At 50.4% G+C, this 17964-nt stretch carries 16 protein-coding genes and 1 pseudogene; 4 read left to right on the forward strand and 13 right to left on the reverse strand.

The features are described from left to right. Window positions 1–672 precede the first annotated feature (672 nt). Window positions 673–1656 carry a hypothetical protein gene (locus DFQ01_RS01410; RefSeq protein WP_110042086.1) on the reverse strand — a complete coding sequence of 328 codons (984 nt, stop codon included), beginning with the start codon at window positions 1654–1656 and terminating at the stop codon, window positions 673–675. A 102-nt stretch (window positions 1657–1758) separates the two neighbouring features. Next, window positions 1759–2163 carry a hypothetical protein gene (locus tag DFQ01_RS30785; RefSeq protein ID WP_146216823.1) on the reverse strand — a complete coding sequence of 135 codons (405 nt, stop codon included), beginning with the start codon at window positions 2161–2163 and terminating at the stop codon, window positions 1759–1761. A 115-nt stretch (window positions 2164–2278) separates the two neighbouring features. Between DFQ01_RS30785 and DFQ01_RS01415 the strand changes: the two genes are divergently transcribed. Beyond that, on the forward strand, window positions 2279–3556 hold the full coding sequence (locus tag DFQ01_RS01415; protein ID WP_174812884.1) for an ABC transporter substrate-binding protein: 1278 nt from the start codon (window positions 2279–2281) through the stop codon (window positions 3554–3556). A gap of 86 nt (window positions 3557–3642) precedes the next feature. Here the strand turns inward: DFQ01_RS01415 and DFQ01_RS31465 are convergent. Continuing rightward, window positions 3643–4146: pseudogene (locus DFQ01_RS31465) on the reverse strand (DDE-type integrase/transposase/recombinase); the annotation flags it as partial. A 6-nt stretch (window positions 4147–4152) separates the two neighbouring features. On the opposite strand from DFQ01_RS31465, the gene DFQ01_RS01420 reads away from it, so the two are divergent. Further along, on the forward strand, window positions 4153–4338 hold the full coding sequence (locus DFQ01_RS01420) for a hypothetical protein (protein WP_146216824.1): 186 nt from the start codon (window positions 4153–4155) through the stop codon (window positions 4336–4338). A gap of 69 nt (window positions 4339–4407) precedes the next feature. On the opposite strand, the gene pdxR is transcribed toward DFQ01_RS01420, so the two are convergent. Beyond that, window positions 4408–6018: a MocR-like pyridoxine biosynthesis transcription factor PdxR gene (gene pdxR, locus DFQ01_RS01425; RefSeq protein ID WP_110042089.1), complete on the reverse strand. Its 1611-nt coding sequence runs from the start codon at window positions 6016–6018 to the stop codon at window positions 4408–4410. A 116-nt stretch (window positions 6019–6134) separates the two neighbouring features. On the opposite strand from pdxR, the gene DFQ01_RS01430 reads away from it, so the two are divergent. Both DFQ01_RS01430 and DFQ01_RS01435 read left to right on the forward strand, forming a co-directional pair. Further along, on the forward strand, window positions 6135–6698 hold the full coding sequence (locus DFQ01_RS01430; protein ID WP_174812885.1) for a pyridoxamine 5'-phosphate oxidase family protein: 564 nt from the start codon (window positions 6135–6137) through the stop codon (window positions 6696–6698). A 182-nt stretch (window positions 6699–6880) separates the two neighbouring features. Then, window positions 6881–7885: an ABC transporter substrate-binding protein gene (locus tag DFQ01_RS01435; RefSeq protein WP_110042091.1), complete on the forward strand. Its 1005-nt coding sequence runs from the start codon at window positions 6881–6883 to the stop codon at window positions 7883–7885. A 127-nt stretch (window positions 7886–8012) separates the two neighbouring features. Here DFQ01_RS01435 and DFQ01_RS01440 read toward each other — a convergent pair whose 3' ends face one another. From DFQ01_RS01440 to DFQ01_RS01475, 9 genes are all read right to left on the reverse strand, one after another. Then, on the reverse strand, window positions 8013–8300 hold the full coding sequence (locus DFQ01_RS01440; RefSeq protein ID WP_110042092.1) for an alpha/beta-type small acid-soluble spore protein: 288 nt from the start codon (window positions 8298–8300) through the stop codon (window positions 8013–8015). A gap of 1110 nt (window positions 8301–9410) precedes the next feature. Next, window positions 9411–10148, reverse strand: a complete 738-nt coding sequence (locus DFQ01_RS01445) for a DsbA family oxidoreductase (protein WP_110042093.1) — start codon at window positions 10146–10148, stop codon at window positions 9411–9413. Between the two features lie 133 nt (window positions 10149–10281). Further along, window positions 10282–10995: an S-layer homology domain-containing protein gene (locus DFQ01_RS01450; protein WP_174812886.1), complete on the reverse strand. Its 714-nt coding sequence runs from the start codon at window positions 10993–10995 to the stop codon at window positions 10282–10284. Between the two features lie 87 nt (window positions 10996–11082). Continuing rightward, complete coding sequence (locus tag DFQ01_RS01455; protein WP_174812887.1) at window positions 11083–12834, reverse strand: methyl-accepting chemotaxis protein; 1752 nt, start codon at window positions 12832–12834, stop codon at window positions 11083–11085. Window positions 12835–12952: 118 nt separating this feature from the next. Further along, window positions 12953–13933: a hypothetical protein gene (locus DFQ01_RS01460; RefSeq protein ID WP_146216825.1), complete on the reverse strand. Its 981-nt coding sequence runs from the start codon at window positions 13931–13933 to the stop codon at window positions 12953–12955. Then, the gene (locus tag DFQ01_RS01465; protein WP_110042096.1) at window positions 13834–14946 is read right to left on the reverse strand and encodes a hypothetical protein; all 1113 of its coding nucleotides are present in this window, start codon (window positions 14944–14946) and stop codon (window positions 13834–13836) included. The genes DFQ01_RS01460 and DFQ01_RS01465 overlap by 100 nt, the downstream gene beginning before the upstream one ends. Window positions 14947–15241: 295 nt before the next feature. Next, window positions 15242–15445: a hypothetical protein gene (locus DFQ01_RS30790; RefSeq protein WP_146216826.1), complete on the reverse strand. Its 204-nt coding sequence runs from the start codon at window positions 15443–15445 to the stop codon at window positions 15242–15244. A gap of 106 nt (window positions 15446–15551) precedes the next feature. Continuing rightward, window positions 15552–17591, reverse strand: a complete 2040-nt coding sequence (locus DFQ01_RS01470) for a molybdopterin-containing oxidoreductase family protein (RefSeq protein WP_110042097.1) — start codon at window positions 17589–17591, stop codon at window positions 15552–15554. A 25-nt stretch (window positions 17592–17616) separates the two neighbouring features. Then, window positions 17617–17925: an MGMT family protein gene (locus DFQ01_RS01475; protein ID WP_110042098.1), complete on the reverse strand. Its 309-nt coding sequence runs from the start codon at window positions 17923–17925 to the stop codon at window positions 17617–17619. Window positions 17926–17964 lie beyond the last annotated feature (39 nt).

Here is a 17964-nt window from a genome sequence, read left to right on the forward strand (position 1 = left end):
AACCCCTCCGCGGAGACGACCCGCTATCTTATCATCATGCAGGGGCAGGTCCATCCGCTCATCGAAGCGATTCACCGCTTGGAGCAGCGAGATCCAGAGACGCTGCAGCAATTGTTCCAGCAGTATGGGTCAGAGCTGTTAGACTAGTAACCTCCTATTGGGCGAAAAATAGAACGAGGGTGAAAGCACGATCTCACGTGCGGTTACATTCTATAATTAAACGTTAGAATTACCTCTGTTGTTCCAACAGTCCACCATGGCAATCTTATTATGCGGCGGTATGCAACTGCTGCTCAGAATCACCCGAATTCGATGGGAGCAATAGTTACGACCGAGACCAAAACCACTATAAAAAGCACTTCTAATGGGGAATGCTGCAAACGTGCTCATTCGGAATGCCAACTTAAGTGAACCAAAAAAACGAGCCGCTAGAATCGATTCTAAGGCTCGTTTTGAGGTAGGGGAGACATTTTATAACTCTCTACAAAGTTGGATGGATCCTTCAAAGCATGACTTTTGCAGCAGTCTCCTAAGGGCTATGATCTAGACATTTAATATTATCAGTTGAGACTTACCGGCACCCAACAGTTAGATTATGTATTTAATCTATGCTTCACGAATAGAACACTCATCAATGCGATATTCACTTTCTTGTACCATTGCTTTGAAAAATTAATCTTGAATGCTTAATACTTGTTTTGAAGAACCATAGGTGTATGGAATATACACACTTACGGGAATTGTGATTTGAAATAATGAATGGTCCCCCGTTTGGAATTCATCTTTTAAATTAAGACCGAATATAGATATATGATCTACACCATTACTCTTCCAATAGTAATTCAGCCTATCGTCAACAGTTACAGGTTTATTGTCAATTAGCAAGATGCTTGAATAAGTACCGACTGGTGCACGGTTTGAAATTACAATTCTCTTAGAGCTGTCTACCATCTTGAGAATTTGGTTTGATGAATTATAATTTAATTCTTTATGAGGAATATTTATTTTTGTAGTCACACCTCTTCCTGGTGAAGTGATCATATTTTTTTCTGACTTATCTTTAAACTCTAAGCTTACTCTAGATTTAATATTAATATTCTTTGAAAATGTCACCTGCTTAATAAGTGTATTCGTATAAAAATCAATATATGGTTGAGTAGGATTAGGCATTTTCTCAAGATCGTACAACATAACAATAGACAATGTGTGATTATTGCCATTGCTAATCTCCAAACTCTTTGCAAGGAATGGAATATTAACTAACGAGTTAGATTGAAGACTCAGTCTAAATATATAATCTGAGTCTGTTTGTTGATCGACAAAAAAACGTTGCGGGATTCCATCTATTACAAGAAGAATTCCTATCTCAGATTCCTTGTCTGTAGAATTTACTATAGAAGCATAAATATAATTGCTACCGTCTAGTTGTATAGTTTCCTGAACCATAAAATCACCTTTGGAATTATAAAGCCTCAATCCAAATCCATATGCCATTATTTCTTTATCGGGGAACTGGTTTTCTCTCAGTGCAATTTTATGATTAAAACTACTTCTATCGACAATTTGTTTATTACTATGTTCAAGTTGCTGAACTTTTGTAGTAGACTCTGTAGTTCTTTGTTGAAGGATGGAGATAGCAACAATTATTACTATCAATGTTAATGTTATTCCTGTTTTAACATACCTTACTTTAGTATCTTTTATGATTATCACCTCGATGAAAATAAACCTTGGGCCCCCGCTCCAAGGTTTATTATTTTAGAAATTTTGGCTTGTAGATCCAGACCAGGAACCGTATTGTGTACTACTGTATGTGTGCCCACCAGTAGCATATGTCCCATAGTTAGTTGTTGCAGAGATCCATGCATTTGCACTAAGAGCGTTATTTTGAATATCATAGTCACTCACTGTGTTATCACCACTAGAAGTTGTGGCATAGTGCATAACAACTCCCGCACCTACAGTTCCAATTGAAATGCTAGTTGTTTTAGCACTTGCACTATCAATTATAAATCCTACTACACCTTTCTCTGCGGCTACATTGCCGCTAACTGTTGTTTTACCAAGTGTTCCACCGCTAGAAGTACCATTAACAGTGCTTGCGGCATTAGCTGTTGTTGTAAACAACATGGATATTGCTAGGATTACTAGTGCTCTTTTCAATGCGATTTCCACCTCACGATAAATTGTGATATAATTTTCCATAAAAGGGGGCGAATAAAGATCATCATATACTAGAATCGTGATCAACCTAAAATTTTACAGGGAGTGGATATTTTTGAATAAATTGTTCTTTTTTTTAGTTTTCGCATTAGCACTAACAGCGTGTACAGATAGTATAAACATAGATAATAATCCAAAAAGTATAAAAGTTCTGGTTTGGAACCAACAATATTTTGATGACAATTATGGTGAAATATTAAAAAGAAAATTTCCAGATACTACTTTCGAAGTTATTACTCTGCAAGACGCTTTTGTGAATGGCAAATCACCTACTGACTTAATTAACAAAATGATTGTTAATAAGGAACCCGATTTAATTATCTTGCAAGAACAATTCTTTCAAAAATTCCTAGATAAGAATATCTTCCTCGACTTATCTACTCGGCTTGAAGGTGATAACTTAAAAATTAGCGACATAAATTTGGGGGTTTTAGAAAGAGGAACTTCCAGTGATGGGAAACTACTAGGAGTTGCTACCTCATTCCATTCTCAATTTATCATAAGAAATATGGACCGTTTTAAAGAGAAGGGAATTGAGTTAGAAAGCAACTATTCTAGCTTGAAGAGTATTTCTGATACTATAACCCTACTAACTGATATCGATAAGGGAGAGTTGGGGTTAGCAATTGGAAGCGGTAGTGTCTGGGGTACAATATTAGCATTTGCAAATTCAGATGGACTTAAATTAGCCGATATAAACAAAAAACAATTACTCATTAATTCTACTAGCTGGGAAAGTGTTGCAAGCGAGATAATTAAGCTAATTCAAAGCAAATCACTTTCTTACACAAGTTTTCCAAACCCTCAAAGTGGTGATTTATTTACCCAAGGAAAAGCTGCCATGACAATTGGTGATGATTCATATATTGGTCAACTGATGAGTAATAATGATCAAATTCCTTTTAAATGGGATTTCACCCTAATCCCTAATAATTCTCTTGGCCAAAGAGCGGCCCCATCAAATTCCAATGAATATCTTGCAATAAGAGCTGGGGCTCATAACGAAGATTTCTTAATAAATGTGCTACGTGAGCTTTTAGGTAAAGATATTCAAGCGATAATCCTTGCAAAAAAAGAGATTCCAGCATTAAAGCCCACCTCTCTAGACCCAAAGCTTCAACTATATATGTCCCTATTCGATAATAATATTAACTTTTCAAATAATTTATACTCTGATATGTTAAACATGCCTGAAGATCTGTTAATTCATGTGAGTGAAATTGCTGAAAATGAGTTCAATGAGGTATTGAGTGGGTCAATCACTGTTAAAGAAGCACTTGATTCCATCCTAGATAAGAGTAATTTCTATTGGGGGACATTAGTTAAACAATGAAATAACAAACAAATCTTGTCTGTTCATTCTTTTCAGAAATTCAGCTAATTTTGAAGTTATTGCAGTAGCCCATGTATCGTGCCAACTCTTGCCTGAAGACTCTGGGTAGTTCCTATTTCCTTTAAGACTTGCTGATACGGCTTCATCTGGTAGTGCCACCCTTGATCAGGGAGGGGCTTGTCATCAGTAGATAAGCAATTAAATGCTTGTTCCAGCTTCTCAGTACGTTAGGCGATATCCAACTGTATAAGTGATGATTTCACCATTACATAAGTCAGAACGGGAGAGCGATACAGTTTGAACTCGGTAATATCTGTAACTACTTCTGATTTGGTTTGATAGCATGGAAGTTTCGATCGAGAACGTTAGGTGCAATTTTACCGACTGTTCCTTTAAAAGAACGATTATTCTTCATGCGTACTACAGTTTTCAAACCTAACACTTTCATAAATACGTTGGACCCTTTGTGATTTACCAGATGGCCCTGATTGAACAATTCATCACGGATACGACGATAGCCATGGGCGGCCCTTGTGCTCCTCGTATATGGATTGATCAAGGAGCTTCAATTCTGCGACAGGTTCAGGCTTCTGGAGGTGGATTCATTCAGTAATAAAAGGTACTACGAGGAGGACCACCCCTCCGCGGAGACGACCCGCTATCTTATCATCATGCAGGGGCAGGTCCATCCGCTCATCGAAGCGATTCACCGCTTGGAGCAGCGAGATCCAGAGACGCTGCAGCAATTGTTCCAGCAGTATGGGTCAGAGCTGTTAGACTAGTAACCTCCTATTGGGCGAAAAATAGAACGAGGGTGAAAGCACGATCTCACGTGCGTTCACCCTCATTTTCTATGAACCAAACCAGCAATCGGCAAGCCGCCGAACAGCCGTGTCCATCATCTTCTCTTGCAATCCGCCGAATCCAAGAATAAGGAGCGAATCCGGGCATGCCGTACGATCTCCCCACTGGTCTGCAGGTGAATAGACGCGAATACCTTCCGCTTCAGCCAACGGGATCAGCTCACTGCGGCTTCGCCCATGCACATCCAACAGCAGATGCAATCCCGCCTTCTGCCCGATAATACTCACGCGATCCCCCATATGCGTCTGCAGCGAGTGAATCAGCTGCCGATGCTTCCCCTGATACAGCCTGCGCATCCGCCGCACATGCCGTTCCATATGGCCCTCTTGCATAAAATGACGCAACGCCCGCTGCAGCAGCGGCGATACCGGCGAGCTGTAGCGGGCAAGATGCTCCCGCATAGCCGGTCCGGCAAGCCCTTCCGGCATGACGATATAGCTCATCCGTATGCCAGGGAGGAATGATTTGGACAACGTGCCGAGATAGATGACGCGTCCTTCATGGTCAAGTGCCTGCAGCGCAGGAATCGGCTGCCCCTGATAACGAAACTCGCTGTCGTAATCATCCTCTAGAATATAGGCATCGCAATCCGCTGCCCATTGCAGCAGCTGCTGACGTTTATGAACGGTCAACACGCCGCCCATTGGAAACTGGTGCGAAGGCGTCACGTAGACGGCCGACACGCCCTCACCTTGTGCGGCAAGCTCTGCTATTGAGATGCCATCCGGCTCTACGGGAATCGGGAGCAGCTTGCAGCCATGATCCAAGAGCACCGTCCGCGTGCCGTGGTAGCCCGGCTCCTCCATAGCAACTCTGCGGCCGGCGAGCGGCAGCAGCCGGCACAGCAGTGAGATCGACTGCTGCGTCCCTGCTGTCATCACGATCTGCTCCGGCCTACAATTCACGCCCCTCGACTGCCCGAGATAGCGGGCGATCTCCGTACGCAGTCCCTTATCGCCCTGCGGGTCGCCATATCCGAACACCTCGTGCAGCTCGTAATCGAGCGCGGTCTGCATCGCGCTGCGCCACGCCTTAATCGAGAAGCGTTCCACCTCGATGTGACCGTATTGAAAATCAAAGTCGATGCCGTGATGCAGCGTCACCGCTTGTTCCAAGGACGGCGGCTGTGCGGCTTCTGGAGCATTGGCACTGGCGCTTGCACTAGTACTGGTGCTTGCGCTTGTTGTGTCCGTGTCTAGCGAAGCTGCCGCCGTAACTCGCCTCTGTTGCACGGATGGCGACGATGCCCCCGCCTGCGGCGCAGCAGGCGAATGAACGCGCGGCCGCGCAATATCGGCGGCGCCCTCAGCTTGTGCCACAGCTCCGCTGTGCGCTGCCTGCGGAACCCGCTCCAGCGGCAGCGCTCGCAGGCCGCTGCGCTCTCTGCTCTCGACGTAGCCCTCCGCAATAAGCTGCTGATACGCGGCTTCGATCGCTATTTTGCTCACATGAAGATGTAGACTAAGCGCCCGGATCGACGGCAGTCGCTCTCCTGCCTCGATCGTTCCGTTCTCCATACGCCCTCGAATATATCGGTACAGCTGCATGTACATCGGCTCTTCGCTTGTTCGATCCAGCATTGGCGTCAATTCCATCATCACACAGCCCCATTATCTGACCCTATACAATAATTGATTTCTGTCCATTTCAACATGGTCAATTGACCGTTAATATGAATTCTAACATATTTCCAATTCGAAAGGGGCTGCTTGCTATGTATTCTTCCATTCGCCTGAAGCTGCGCGAGTGTACCGAGGAGTCTGCCATTCAACATTTTCTAGAGCATGCGGAGAAGGGGTTTCTCGGCTTGTCTGCAGATGATACCCCGTACGTTGTTCCACTTAATTTTGTATGGAGGGAGAACGCGATTTATTTTCACGGAGCAGCCGAAGGCAGGAAGGTCGACTACATGCAACGCAATGCACGCGGCTGCTTTACGGTAAGCCAATCGTACGGCACGCTTACTTCCCCTGTTCCCGCTCACATCGACACTGCCTACATGAGCGTGATGCTGTTCGGCCGCTTGTCGACCGTGGATACGCTTGAGGAAGCGACGTCGGTCATGCAAGCGATGATCGACAAGTACATGCCTGGCTTCTACAATAAGCCGCTAGCTGCTCAGCATCTCGACAAGCATCGTTCCTCACTCGGGAGCCGCACGATGATCTACAAGCTCGCTGTTGAGTCGATGTCCGCCAAATCGAACGCGCTGCAAGATGAGCTGCTGTTCCACCCAGGCATGACGCTGCAAGACCAGATCGCCAAGAAAACGCTTTAATATGGCGATTGTGTGGTAAGTTAAACCAACCCCCTGATTCCCGTCCGTTTTGACGCCTTTTCACCTTGACATTGAGATTCATTCTCATTATTATGAGGCATAGTGATTTGATCGATAACGGTATATCCAATCGCGTTTGTCGCGATTTAAGGACTAAATATGAACCTCAGGGGGACCACACAATGAAGAAGCAAGGCAAACTTGGTATTGTACTCATGAGCATCCTTATTCTGGCGATGTTCCTGTCGGCATGCGGCAGCGATTCGAAGTCGGAAAGCACGGACGAAAGCACGAAGACAGAAACGTCGACAGGTGCAGCGGACGAGCAGCCAGCAACAGACGAAGCGACAGAGAAAGTCGTTACGGACGCAATGGGTCATGAAGTTACGATCCCTGCTAATCCGCAAAAGGTTCTCGCTTCGTACCTCGAAGACCATCTTGCTACGCTCGGCGTGAAGCCAGTTGCGCAATGGTCGGTAGCGAACGGCATTCAAGATTACCTGCAAGCAAGCGGCCTCGAAGGCGTGCCAACGATCGGTTATGACCTGCCAGTTGAGCAAGTGGCAAGCTTTGCGCCTGACCTGATCATCATCGGTTCCGAGTCGTCCGTTCAGAACGACCTGTACGATCAATATTCGAAAATCGCTCCAACGTATGTGCTTGGCGATGCCATCAACAACGACTGGCGCGCAGCGCTGACGAAGATCGGCGAGCTGTTGAACAAATCCGATGAAGTTACCACAGCACTCGCAGCATACGACGCGAAGGCAGCAGACGTTAAGGCGAAGCTGGCAGCATCCGCAGCGGACCAATCCGCAGCGGTACTGTGGTTCGTATCGAACACGTTCTACATCGTTGACGAGACGAAGGCGAGCGGCAGCATCCTCTACAACGATCTGGGCGTAAAGATCCCTAATGTTGTTGCTGAACTCCCTGCTGATCAGAAGGCCAATTGGAACAAAATCTCGCTCGAGAAGCTCGCTGACCTTGATGCTGATCATATCTTCCTCGTGAACAGCGACGCAGCAGCATCCGAAACAGTGAAGAACGACGCAATCTGGAAGAACCTCAAAGCGGTTAAAGCAGGTAATGTATACGAGCTCCCTAGATCGAGCAGCTGGCTGTACAGCGGCGACATCGCAGGCCAACAAATCATGGACGACGTTCTCAAGTACATGGTGAAATAATAGCGTTATGTATAAAAAGCAGCATCGTCCGATAACGGCGATGCTGCTTTTGCGTTTAGAATGGCCAATGCCGCGGCTGACGGATTCGCCGTCCGCGGCATAGAAGCAGCAGCGCGCTGCCGTCTCTCTATTCGTTCGACTCGCCCGACAAACGCTGCTGCGCGAGGCGGATCATCTCGCGAACCATCGATCCGCCGATTTTGCCGCCGACGCGGCCTGCGTCCTCCGTCGTCAGGTTGCCGTTGTCGCCATGCGATAACGGCACGCCAAGCGACTGCGCCACCTCAAACTTCACATCGTCAGGCCGGCTTGGATCGACCGCATAACCTTCCTGCTTCATCACATCCGCCTTGAATGCATCCATCCCCTGCCGTGCGCCAGGCACGAGCAGCCGATTACGATTCCTTCTTCCCATCGTTGACACCTCCTCGTACCGTATGATTGCCCTCCTTGCTACCATGTCCAAGCGGCGGGATTTTATGTGTTGGGCGGTGGGCGACGGGAGCGACGCATGTGCTGGGGATGGTCGGTACAACGAGATAGGGTCGGTTCGGCGAGGGGTTAGAGGCGGTTTTCCGCTCCTACCTGCTCCGTGTGCGCTAACACGATTAGTTAGAGGCGGTTTTCCGCTCCTACCTGCTCCGTGTGCGCTAACACGATTAGTTAGAGGCGGTTTTCCGCTCCTACCTGCATCGTGTACGCTAACATGATTAGTTAGAGGCGGTTTTCCGCTCCTACCTGAATCGTGTACGCTAACACGATTAGTTAGAGGCGGTTTTCCGCTCCTACCTGCTCCGTGTGCGCTAACATGATTAGTTAGAGGCGGTTTTCCGCTCCTATCGGTCCCCCATGAGATAAACGGACTGTCTAAAGGTGATTGTTCACCTCTAGCGCTCCAAACGGATCGGCACGTTGGTCGGTACGTTAGCGGTCGGCACTTGTATGGTCGGAGGGATGCGGTAAGGACGATGTAATCGGCAGGAGATGCAGAAGTAGCAAGGCTATTATTGCGGTGCGGTGCGGCATGGTGAGTTGAGACGTGATGTGATGTGCTAGGGATTGTACTGTCGCTCGGAGACCTGGGATCGCTATGGTTGAATGCAATCTAGTATGGCCGGAGACGATATCCTCGGCACCGCCCGCTTTAAGGCCTATATACTATACAGGTTTTACGAATGAACATCGTCTCCCCATGATACTGAGCCTGCAATTGATACAGGTTTTCCGGACGCTTATCGTTTCTTGAGTTACCAAGGCTGCATTTGATACATCCTTTTCAGAGCAAACTGCTCATTCTTGCAGTTTCAGCGTCAAATTGCTGTATGAAATGCAGGAATAATGAGCTGCCCAGCATGAACAAGCGTAATAGACGCACGTTCTGCAGGCTTCAAGCTCCGAGAGCGTACGAAGTATCCTGCGGTCGAACAATGGCCAATGCAACAAGGACACTTCATAACAAAATAACAAGCAAAAAGCTGTCCCCAGCACGCAACGTGCGTAGGGACAGCTCTCTGTATACCAACTATTACTTCGTCTTCGCGTCAGCGTTCACGCTGCCCGAATCGATTACACAGCCATCGTCGGTGCACACGCCCGCATCGCCGCCGGCATTCACAAGCTTTGATGGGTTTGCATCCTCCCAGGCCTGATTGAGCGCCTGCAAGAACGTTTCTGGCGACTGAGCGCCGGAAATCGCATATTTGCGATTGACGACGTAGAACGGTACGCCGCGAATGCCGAGATCGTTCGCTTCCCGCTCCTCATCGCGTACAGCTCCCGTGAAACGATCCGAATCGAGCGCCTCTGCCGCTTCCTCTCGATCCAGACCAATTTCCGCCGCGAGATCCAGCAGTGTATCCCGGTCACCTAGATGCTTCGAATCCGTGAAATAAGCGCGGAGCAGAATCTCCGTCATCTCGTTGCGCTTACCATGATGTCCAGCAAAGTGCGACAACCGGTGCGCATCGAACGTGTTCGTCAGCACAAGCGTATCGAAGTTGAACTGAAGCCCAACTGTCGATGCTTGCTGTACCAGGTTCACGTTCATCTCAATCGCTTTCTCACGCGTCATGCCATACTTCGTCGCCAACATATCGTGGACGTCATGTCCATAATCCTTCTTCGCTGTTGGGTCCAGCTCGAAGCTGCGATAGTGGACATCGATATGATCGCGGTGTTCGAAGTTCTCCAGTGCCGCCTCCAGCCGACGTTTGCCGATATAACAGAACGGGCACGCGAAATCCGACCATACCTCTATTTGCATTACCGTCACGCTCCTTCGTATCTAAGGCTATCCGATACGAGGGAGTTTGTACCTCGCCGCGCCTGCAGCAGAATGGTCCAGCAGATTCTACTCACTGCGCTGCGAGCCGTGACAGCTCTCGTACGTGCCTTAATTATTCAAGCTCAACGACCGCAGAGCCGCCATCATCGACCGGTTGTTCTTCACTTGGTTGTTCTACAACCGGCTCTTGATGCGTTTCTACGAACTTAACTGCATTGTACACCAGTACAGCCGCGTCTGCACGCGTCACGATCGCTTGCGGGTCGAAATTACCGTCCTTATCAAGCTCGGTCAGCTTGTAGAGGAGCGCGCGTTGGATGGTTCCTTGGTATTCCGTCGTAATAGCTGCTTCGTCGGTAATGTTGATATACATTTTGATCAGCGGGTAGTTGCCCGTCTTCTCAAGTCCTTGTACGAGCAAGTGTACGAACTGCTCACGTGTCATCGGTTCCTTCGGATCGATGTCTTCTGCCAGATCAAGGCCGTTTGCCTTTGCGTTAATGAAATCATTCGCGTACCAAGCGTCGTCGCTGACGTTCTTGAACCAGCCGGATGCCGTTGGCGCCGTGTTGAAATCAATGGCCGCCAGACTTAGGTTCATGCTGCGAACGATAAGCGTGATACCCTGTGCCGTCGTCAGCGACTCCGTTGGGCGGAATTCAGATGCATTCACACCGCTAATAACGCCTTGTGCTTGAAGCGATTCAATCTGCTGTTTGGCCGTGCTGCTGCTAATATCGGTGAATGGGGAGGATGCCAGTGCCTGCCCTGCGAACGGGACCATCAGTACCACTGCCAACGCTGCGCTAATCATTGTCTTCTTCATGATCAATCTCCTTCGTCCATGTCTTTCGTAAGCTTACAACATCACAGACGAACCTCATGCGACAAATGTTGCCACGTTAGCTACACTTTAAACTTTATAGGATGCCGCCATTTCACGCAGCTGCTGAGCGACGCTGCTCAGCTCCTCTGCGGATGCAGCCGTCTCTTCCATCGCGGCCAGCTGCTCCTCGCTGGCAGCCGCAACGCTGCTAGCGCCTCTTGCCGAGCTGATCGCGATCGCATTAACCGCCGAGGCAGCCGTCGTGACCTGCTCGGAGCTCGCCGCCATTTCTTCTGCTGCTGCGGCAACGCCTTGGATTTTATCCGCGACATCCTCCGCACTTGCAATAATGCTGCGGAACGCATCGCCTGCAATGCGAACTGCATCTATACCCGCATTTGCTTCCTTCAACCCGCTGTTCATCCATTTCACGGAATGCTCCGTGTCCGATTTCACCTGCTCGACCAACCCGGCGATATGCTCAGCCGTCTGCGTCGATTTCTCAGCGAGCTTACGCACTTCGCCTGCTACAACTGCAAAGCCTTTGCCATGCTCGCCTGCTCGTGCCGCTTCAATCGCTGCATTCAGTGCAAGCAGATTCGTCTGACCCGACAGCTCGCGAATAAGTGCCGCCATCTCTACGATGTCATAGGAGCGCTGCGCCAACTGACCAACATGCTCGCTGGCTTGACCCAGCGTATGATGAACACGGTTTACACTCGCGATCGCCTGCTCGATCGACTGGCCGCCTAGCTGCGCATCTCTTGCTGCCCCGTCCGCAACCTCCGATACTTCCGATGACGTCGAAGCGATGAGCTGCACACCTTTGGCCACCTCATCCATTGCCCGCTCCGTCTCTTCCGCACGCAGCAGCTGATCGCTCGAGCCACTTGCTACCTGTTGAATGGTCGCGACGACTTGTTCAGCACGCTGGGACGCTTCTCGTGAACCGGCTTGCAGCTGTTCCGATGCCGAAGATACAACACCAGATGCCTGCTGCATGCCGCTGAGCATGGTACGCATCCGATCGGTCATGATGTTCAGAGATACGACCAGATCGCCGATCTCGTCCCGATTGCGAACCTTCAATGCATGTTGTGCAAGGTTACCCTCCGCTACCTGCCGCAATGCCTCCGATACAGCTCGAACCGGACGAGACAGGTTCCGTATGATGAGGATAAGCAGCCCAATTCCGATTACACCGGCTGCTGCGCCGCTTATGTATAACATACTTGAAGCACGATTCGTCATCGTTGCTGCCTCTGCCGATTGCGCCAGCGCACCTTCAATTCCTGCCTGGAGCAGCTTGTCCGTCTGCGCGGTTACTTGTGCCATGGCCGACTTCGCCTGCTGCAGCAGCGCTTCAACCTCTGCTTCATGTCCTGCAGAGCCTTCCTTCACGCTGACCTCAGATGCCAGTGTAACGAATTGCTCGTGAAGCGCCTTATAGTTGTTCCATTCCGTCTCCAGCGTCTCTGCCGCTGTGATCAGCTCTGAATCTGCCGTCTCGTCGAGCGTTTCCTTGTAGCGTGTTAGATTCTCTGTGGCCTGCTGAAAAGCATTCTCTGACTCTGTATCGTATTCACTCGTCACCGAAGGGTCCGAATCTGTCAACAGCTTCAAATCCGTTGCCGCTGCGTGTTCTGTCCAATAACTAAGCTGGGAAGCCATTACGCTTCGCAGCATCCATTTTTCCGTAATATCCGACGACGTCTGCTGCATCATCCGCATTTGTCCTACGCCGATGCCGATGATACCAAACATCATCGTTAGCATAAGCGCGAATACGAGCATTAACTTGGCACCAACTGTTCTAAAACCTTTGCGTTGCTTATTCATCCTGATCATCCCCTTAGATGTCCGTATGTATCATTTCAATGGGATAAGCTTACATTGGAAAGTTGAACCTATCCTGAATATGGCATTAATGTGGGCTTAAAATGAAAAAGCGCAGCCACTATGGCTGCACTTCGACATCAAACGGTATGACGACGACTTTCCCTTGGTACTGAAACTGTCCCCAGATACGATACTTGCCAGCCGCCGGAAACTCGGTGTGGAACATAACGTTAGAGCCGCTGCTCATCTCCGTTACCGCATGCACATGCACGTATTGATCCGCCTGTTCGTTCAAAATAACACAATGTCCTGCCGTCCCGAGGTAGGGCTCCAGCTGGGCAGGTTCGCCGGTCTGCGCATCTGCTAGATGGTATTCCAGCATGACCATTTGTCCTGCCTTCACTGCATCTAGGTCCGGCATCGCCGATACGGTGGCAGTCAGCCCATCGACGACCGTCTGTACCGTTCCCCGGGATGGTCGCAGCTCTGTCGAGGCCCGCTTCTCACCAATGACATTCATCCACTGCTTCGTCACCGTAACCGGCTTGTTGTCCGGTACGAATTCCTCGATCAACAGATACTCCCCGCCAGCGGGAAAATCCGCCGTCGCCTCGAATCGGCCGTCACCCTTATAATCCGGGTGCAGATGCTGGAAGGAGGAGAGATCGCGGCTGACGATGATGAGATGCATCAGCTTGGTCATATCCTCGGCGAACTGCTGAACCGGCTCACCCGACGGATTCAACACACGAATGGACAGCTCATTGCTCCCGCTGAGGAGCCGATCTGTCCCGTCGATGGCGCTGGCCTGTATCTGATAGCCGTTATCCGATACGTTCGCCATACTGCTCTGCTGTAAGTAATGAAGGAAGCCGCTCGTTGGCGGATCAATATCGACGTTGCTCATAGAGGTTGTGCAGCCGCTGCTGAGCAGTACCGCTGACAGCAGTGTAATCGCTGTTAGAAGCAGGCGAGCCCGATTGCCTTGACCGTTCTGCCTCATGCGCCGTCTTGCCTGCGTTCCGGTTGTCGAGGCGTGAAGGCGAGCAAGCTCAGTGCCAGAGAAGCGAGCGCCGCGCTTACGATTGCACCTGTCCATGCTTCGATCTCCCAGCCAATGCCGTCCGTTGCACTCTGCCAAACAAAATAAAACGTCCACATCACTGCCGGAACGAGGAGCGCAAAGACGCGCATCGCCCACAATCGACTTGCTTCATTCGGCCGCAGCCAGCGGTAGGCTAGATCACCAACAACGCCTGCTGTGAATGCAATGACGATTGCGGCCACATTATCGAAGCCATCAAGCACATTCATGAGTACCGTAACGAAGGTGAACAGTACGGTGACGGCACCGAATGGCAGACGCCATCTTTTGATAAGAAGAAGCAGTGGAATCATGTATTGTATCGTATTGAGGATGATATAAGAGAGGCCGCGCATCTCGTTCGCTTGCTGGATATGACCGGAGTAGAACTTCGTCAGGTACCAATCCGTCACAGGCTGCGATGAAAGGTTATATCGAAACATCCAGGCATACATAAGGAAGAAGCTCACTACGGATAACGTCAACGCAACGGACAGCAGCGGTGGTGCAAATTCACGCCAGCTTGGCGCATCCTGCTCTTCGTTCCATGCACTGCGGAATGGACTCGACAGAATCATAATGCCGCCGATGAGCAGCATGAGATGAGACGGGCTGAGGAGCGCTGCGATATCCTTCTCGATTCCGTAGATCACATGCCACGCCATATCGCACAACCCACCCGTTAGGAATACGGCCGCGCCTAAGAGACCAACGCCATAACCGTTCGGAATGGAAAGACGCCAGGACATACCCGTTATACGCTTCGTCCGATAAACAAGGTAGCTCATCCATAACGCACAGACGAGAAAGCCGGAATACAGTATCGCGTGCCATGGCGTGAAGAATGTCTCGACTACGCCGTGGTTATGCGCATACCCATCAACGAATACACCGCCTATCAGCCATGCGCCAAATAAAATGGTCAAATAATGATTCCCGACTGCGAGCTTGAAAGGTTGTGCCGTTTGTTGGGCTTGGGTATGTGCCCGTACTTGACTGACCGCCCGATTCGCCTGCGAAGATGCCAATTCCGATCTCCCCCTTATTCACTCATGCTTGCCGCTATCGCGAGCAGCTGCTGCTTGGTGACGCCTATAGATTCACTACCCACACTGTAAATAATTGTAACACCATCCTGTGTTTCCAGCCATTGAATCGTTTGGTATTTTGTACTCTATTGCGGGGCTGTGGATCGTTCGGGGGACTTAGCATACTTTTATGTACTCTATTGCGGGGCTGTGGCTCGTTCGGGGGACGGTGTAGTTAGCGGCGATAAATCACTCCTATTGCGCACGATCAAACATGCGTGACCAGATAGAGGTGTTAAATCGCTCCTATCCCGCCCGATCGCATCGATACCGCTAAGTAGGGGCGTATTTTCGCCTCTAACTCGTCTGCATCCGCCAATGCCTCTGGGTAGGGGCGATAAATCACCTCTACCCAACCCGAATTCACCTTTCCCGCTCGATAGAGGCGATAATCCACCTCTACAGTCGAGCGCTGCGGGATACGCGTGCATCTGCACACTCTACTTTACTCACCACATCTAAAAGAGCACAAAAAAAGCCGAGCAGATATCATCATCTGCTCGGTCTGCTCGGTCTGCTCGGTCTGCCCGCCTTACTCACACCACTTACATCCGCGCCACGTTCACGCGGCCGGAGAAGAAGGTTGCGCCGCCGCCCATGTCGGCGGGGCGATCCGGGGTCAGCGCGTTAACGTTATGCTTCGAGCCGGGCTGATCCGCCCACAGCCCAAGGCTTACAACGACGCCGCGCAGCACCGTCTCCCCGACGGAAACGGTCAGCTCGCATTCGCCGCGGTCGTTCCAGACCCGCACTTTGTCGCCATCTGCGATTTCCGAAGCTTCGGCGTCCGCTGCATGCATGAACAGCTTCGGTATTTTCTCCATTCGTACATGCTTCGCGTTGTTGGAGAACGTCGAGTTCAAGAAGTTATGGTTCGGCGCTGGTACGAACAAGTACGGATAATCACCGTCATGAACAAGCGGCACATAGGTCGGCAGCGGCGGATAGCCATCCGCCTCCATCGCAGCCGAGTACAGCTCAATCTTCCCACTTGGCGTCGGCAGCTGCTTAACAAAATCCGTTGTCACCGCCGCTTTGACGAACTGCTCCCGCTCCAGCTTCTCATAGTCGATGTTCGACAAGTACGGATTAGCCGGAAAATCGAGCGCCTGTGCGATCATCTCCGCATCCGTGTCCTTAAACATCGCATCGTCATAGCCCATTCCTTCCGCGAGCAGACGGAACATCTCTACATTCGATTTGCTCTCGAAGTACGGCTCAATAACCGGCTGCTGCAAATGCGCGTAGTGATGCCAGTACGAGGTGTACAAATCTGTATTCTCATACGAAGATGTCGCCGGCAGGACAATATCTGCATACTTCGCCGTCTCTGTCAGGAACAAATCGTGCACGACGAGGAACAGGTCCTCTCGCGCAAGTCCTTCCCTAACCTTATTCCCTTCAGGGGCCACAATCGCCGGATTGCACGTATAGACGAACAGCGATCGAATCGGAGGGTCCAGCTCAAGAAGGGCGCTGCCGATCTGATTCATATTAATGAGACGCGCATCCGGGTTCTTCCGCACATCAGGGCGCTGAAGCGCACTCGTATTGAATTTCAGGAAGCCGCCATTGCCCTTTATCGCACCGCCGCCAGGCACCAGCCATTGGCCCGTCAATGCTGGCAGGCAGACGATCGTCCGTATGTTCATACCGCCGTTATCGTGGTGCTGCAAGCCATTGCCGATTCGGACGAGCGACGGCGAGGTGGTACCGTACATCCGCGCCAACTTCACAATGTCATCCGCAGGTACACCGGTAATCGCAGACACCGTCGCTGGATCGTAAGCACGGACATGCTCGCGCAGTTGTTCGTGCCCGATGGTGTACTCCGCCAGGAACGGCTCGTCTGCGAGTCCTTCAGCGAACAGTACATGCATCAGTCCAAGCGCCAACGCGCTGTCCGTACCCGGTAGAATCGGAATGAACCAATCCGCCCATCGCCCGGTCTGATTCTGGTGAACGTCGATTACGACGATCTTCGCACCGTTCTTGCGCGCCTTTTCCGCCAATACAACCTGATGCATATTCGTACTCACGGCGTTAATGCCCCACATGATGAACAGCTTCGTATGCACCGTTTCTTCCGGGTCCGTCCCGTAACTGCCGCCCATCGTGTACGAATAACCGACGCCGCCCGCTATCTGACAGATCGTCTGGTCAAGACGGCTCGATCCTAATCGGTTGAAGAACCGGCGGTCCATCCCTTCCACATTCAACCGTCCCATATTGCCATAGAAGCTATACGGCAGTATGCTCTCCGGTCCATGCTCCGCCACAAGCGTCTTCCACTTCGAGGTGATCGTCTCGATCGCTTCCTCCCAGCTGATACGCTCGAACTTCCCTTCGCCCTTGGCTCCGACCCGCTTCATTGGATGGCGCAGACGATTCGCATCATGCAGCCGCTCGCCCATATGACGCACTTTGTTGCAAATGCTGCCCTGCGTCACCGGATGGTTCGGGTCGCCCTCCACCTTCACGATTACGCCGTCTTTCTTATGAAGCAGCAGGCCGCACTGATCGGGGCAATCCAACGAGCAAACTGCCGGCACGATCCCGTCCCGCTGATTGATATAAGTATTCATGCTGTCCACAACCTCCCTTCCGCGCTTATTCCGGCCAATATTGATACTCTTCCAAATCAATTCGTCCTTCGAGACCGAGGTGAACTCCTTCCTGTCGCAGCAGGAAAGCCTGTGTATCCTTGCCCTCAAAGTCCTTAATCGCTATCTCGCCCCGTGCGTTAACAACACGATGCCACGGCAGTCCTTGGCTCGCACTCATAGAATGAAGAATCCGAACGATCTGCCGCGCTCCGCGTGGACTTCCCGCCAGCCCTGCGATTTGTCCATAGGTCATTACATGTCCTTCAGGAATTGCTTTAATAATCGTAATCGCCCGCAGCGTGAAAGGCTCCATATCCACACTCTCTCTTCCACTAAGATCATTACTTTTATC

The sequence above is a fragment of the Paenibacillus cellulosilyticus genome (assembly GCF_003182255.1).
Lineage (GTDB): Bacteria > Bacillota > Bacilli > Paenibacillales > Paenibacillaceae > Paenibacillus_T > Paenibacillus_T cellulosilyticus.

Coding starts and splice junctions, on each gene's coding strand:
- DFQ01_RS01430 (WP_174812885.1), top strand. CDS start 6,135: ATGTATTCTTCCATTCGCCTGAAGCTGCGCGAGTGTACCGAGGAGTCT.
- DFQ01_RS01475 (WP_110042098.1), bottom strand. CDS start 17,925: ATGGAGCCTTTCACGCTGCGGGCGATTACGATTATTAAAGCAATTCCT.
- DFQ01_RS01460 (WP_146216825.1), bottom strand. CDS start 13,933: ATGGACAGGTGCAATCGTAAGCGCGGCGCTCGCTTCTCTGGCACTGAG.
- DFQ01_RS01450 (WP_174812886.1), bottom strand. CDS start 10,995: ATGAAGAAGACAATGATTAGCGCAGCGTTGGCAGTGGTACTGATGGTC.
- DFQ01_RS01455 (WP_174812887.1), bottom strand. CDS start 12,834: ATGAATAAGCAACGCAAAGGTTTTAGAACAGTTGGTGCCAAGTTAATG.
- DFQ01_RS01470 (WP_110042097.1), bottom strand. CDS start 17,591: ATGAATACTTATATCAATCAGCGGGACGGGATCGTGCCGGCAGTTTGC.
- DFQ01_RS01435 (WP_110042091.1), top strand. CDS start 6,881: ATGAAGAAGCAAGGCAAACTTGGTATTGTACTCATGAGCATCCTTATT.
- pdxR (WP_110042089.1), bottom strand. CDS start 6,018: ATGATGGAATTGACGCCAATGCTGGATCGAACAAGCGAAGAGCCGATG.
- DFQ01_RS01445 (WP_110042093.1), bottom strand. CDS start 10,148: ATGCAAATAGAGGTATGGTCGGATTTCGCGTGCCCGTTCTGTTATATC.
- DFQ01_RS01440 (WP_110042092.1), bottom strand. CDS start 8,300: ATGGGAAGAAGGAATCGTAATCGGCTGCTCGTGCCTGGCGCACGGCAG.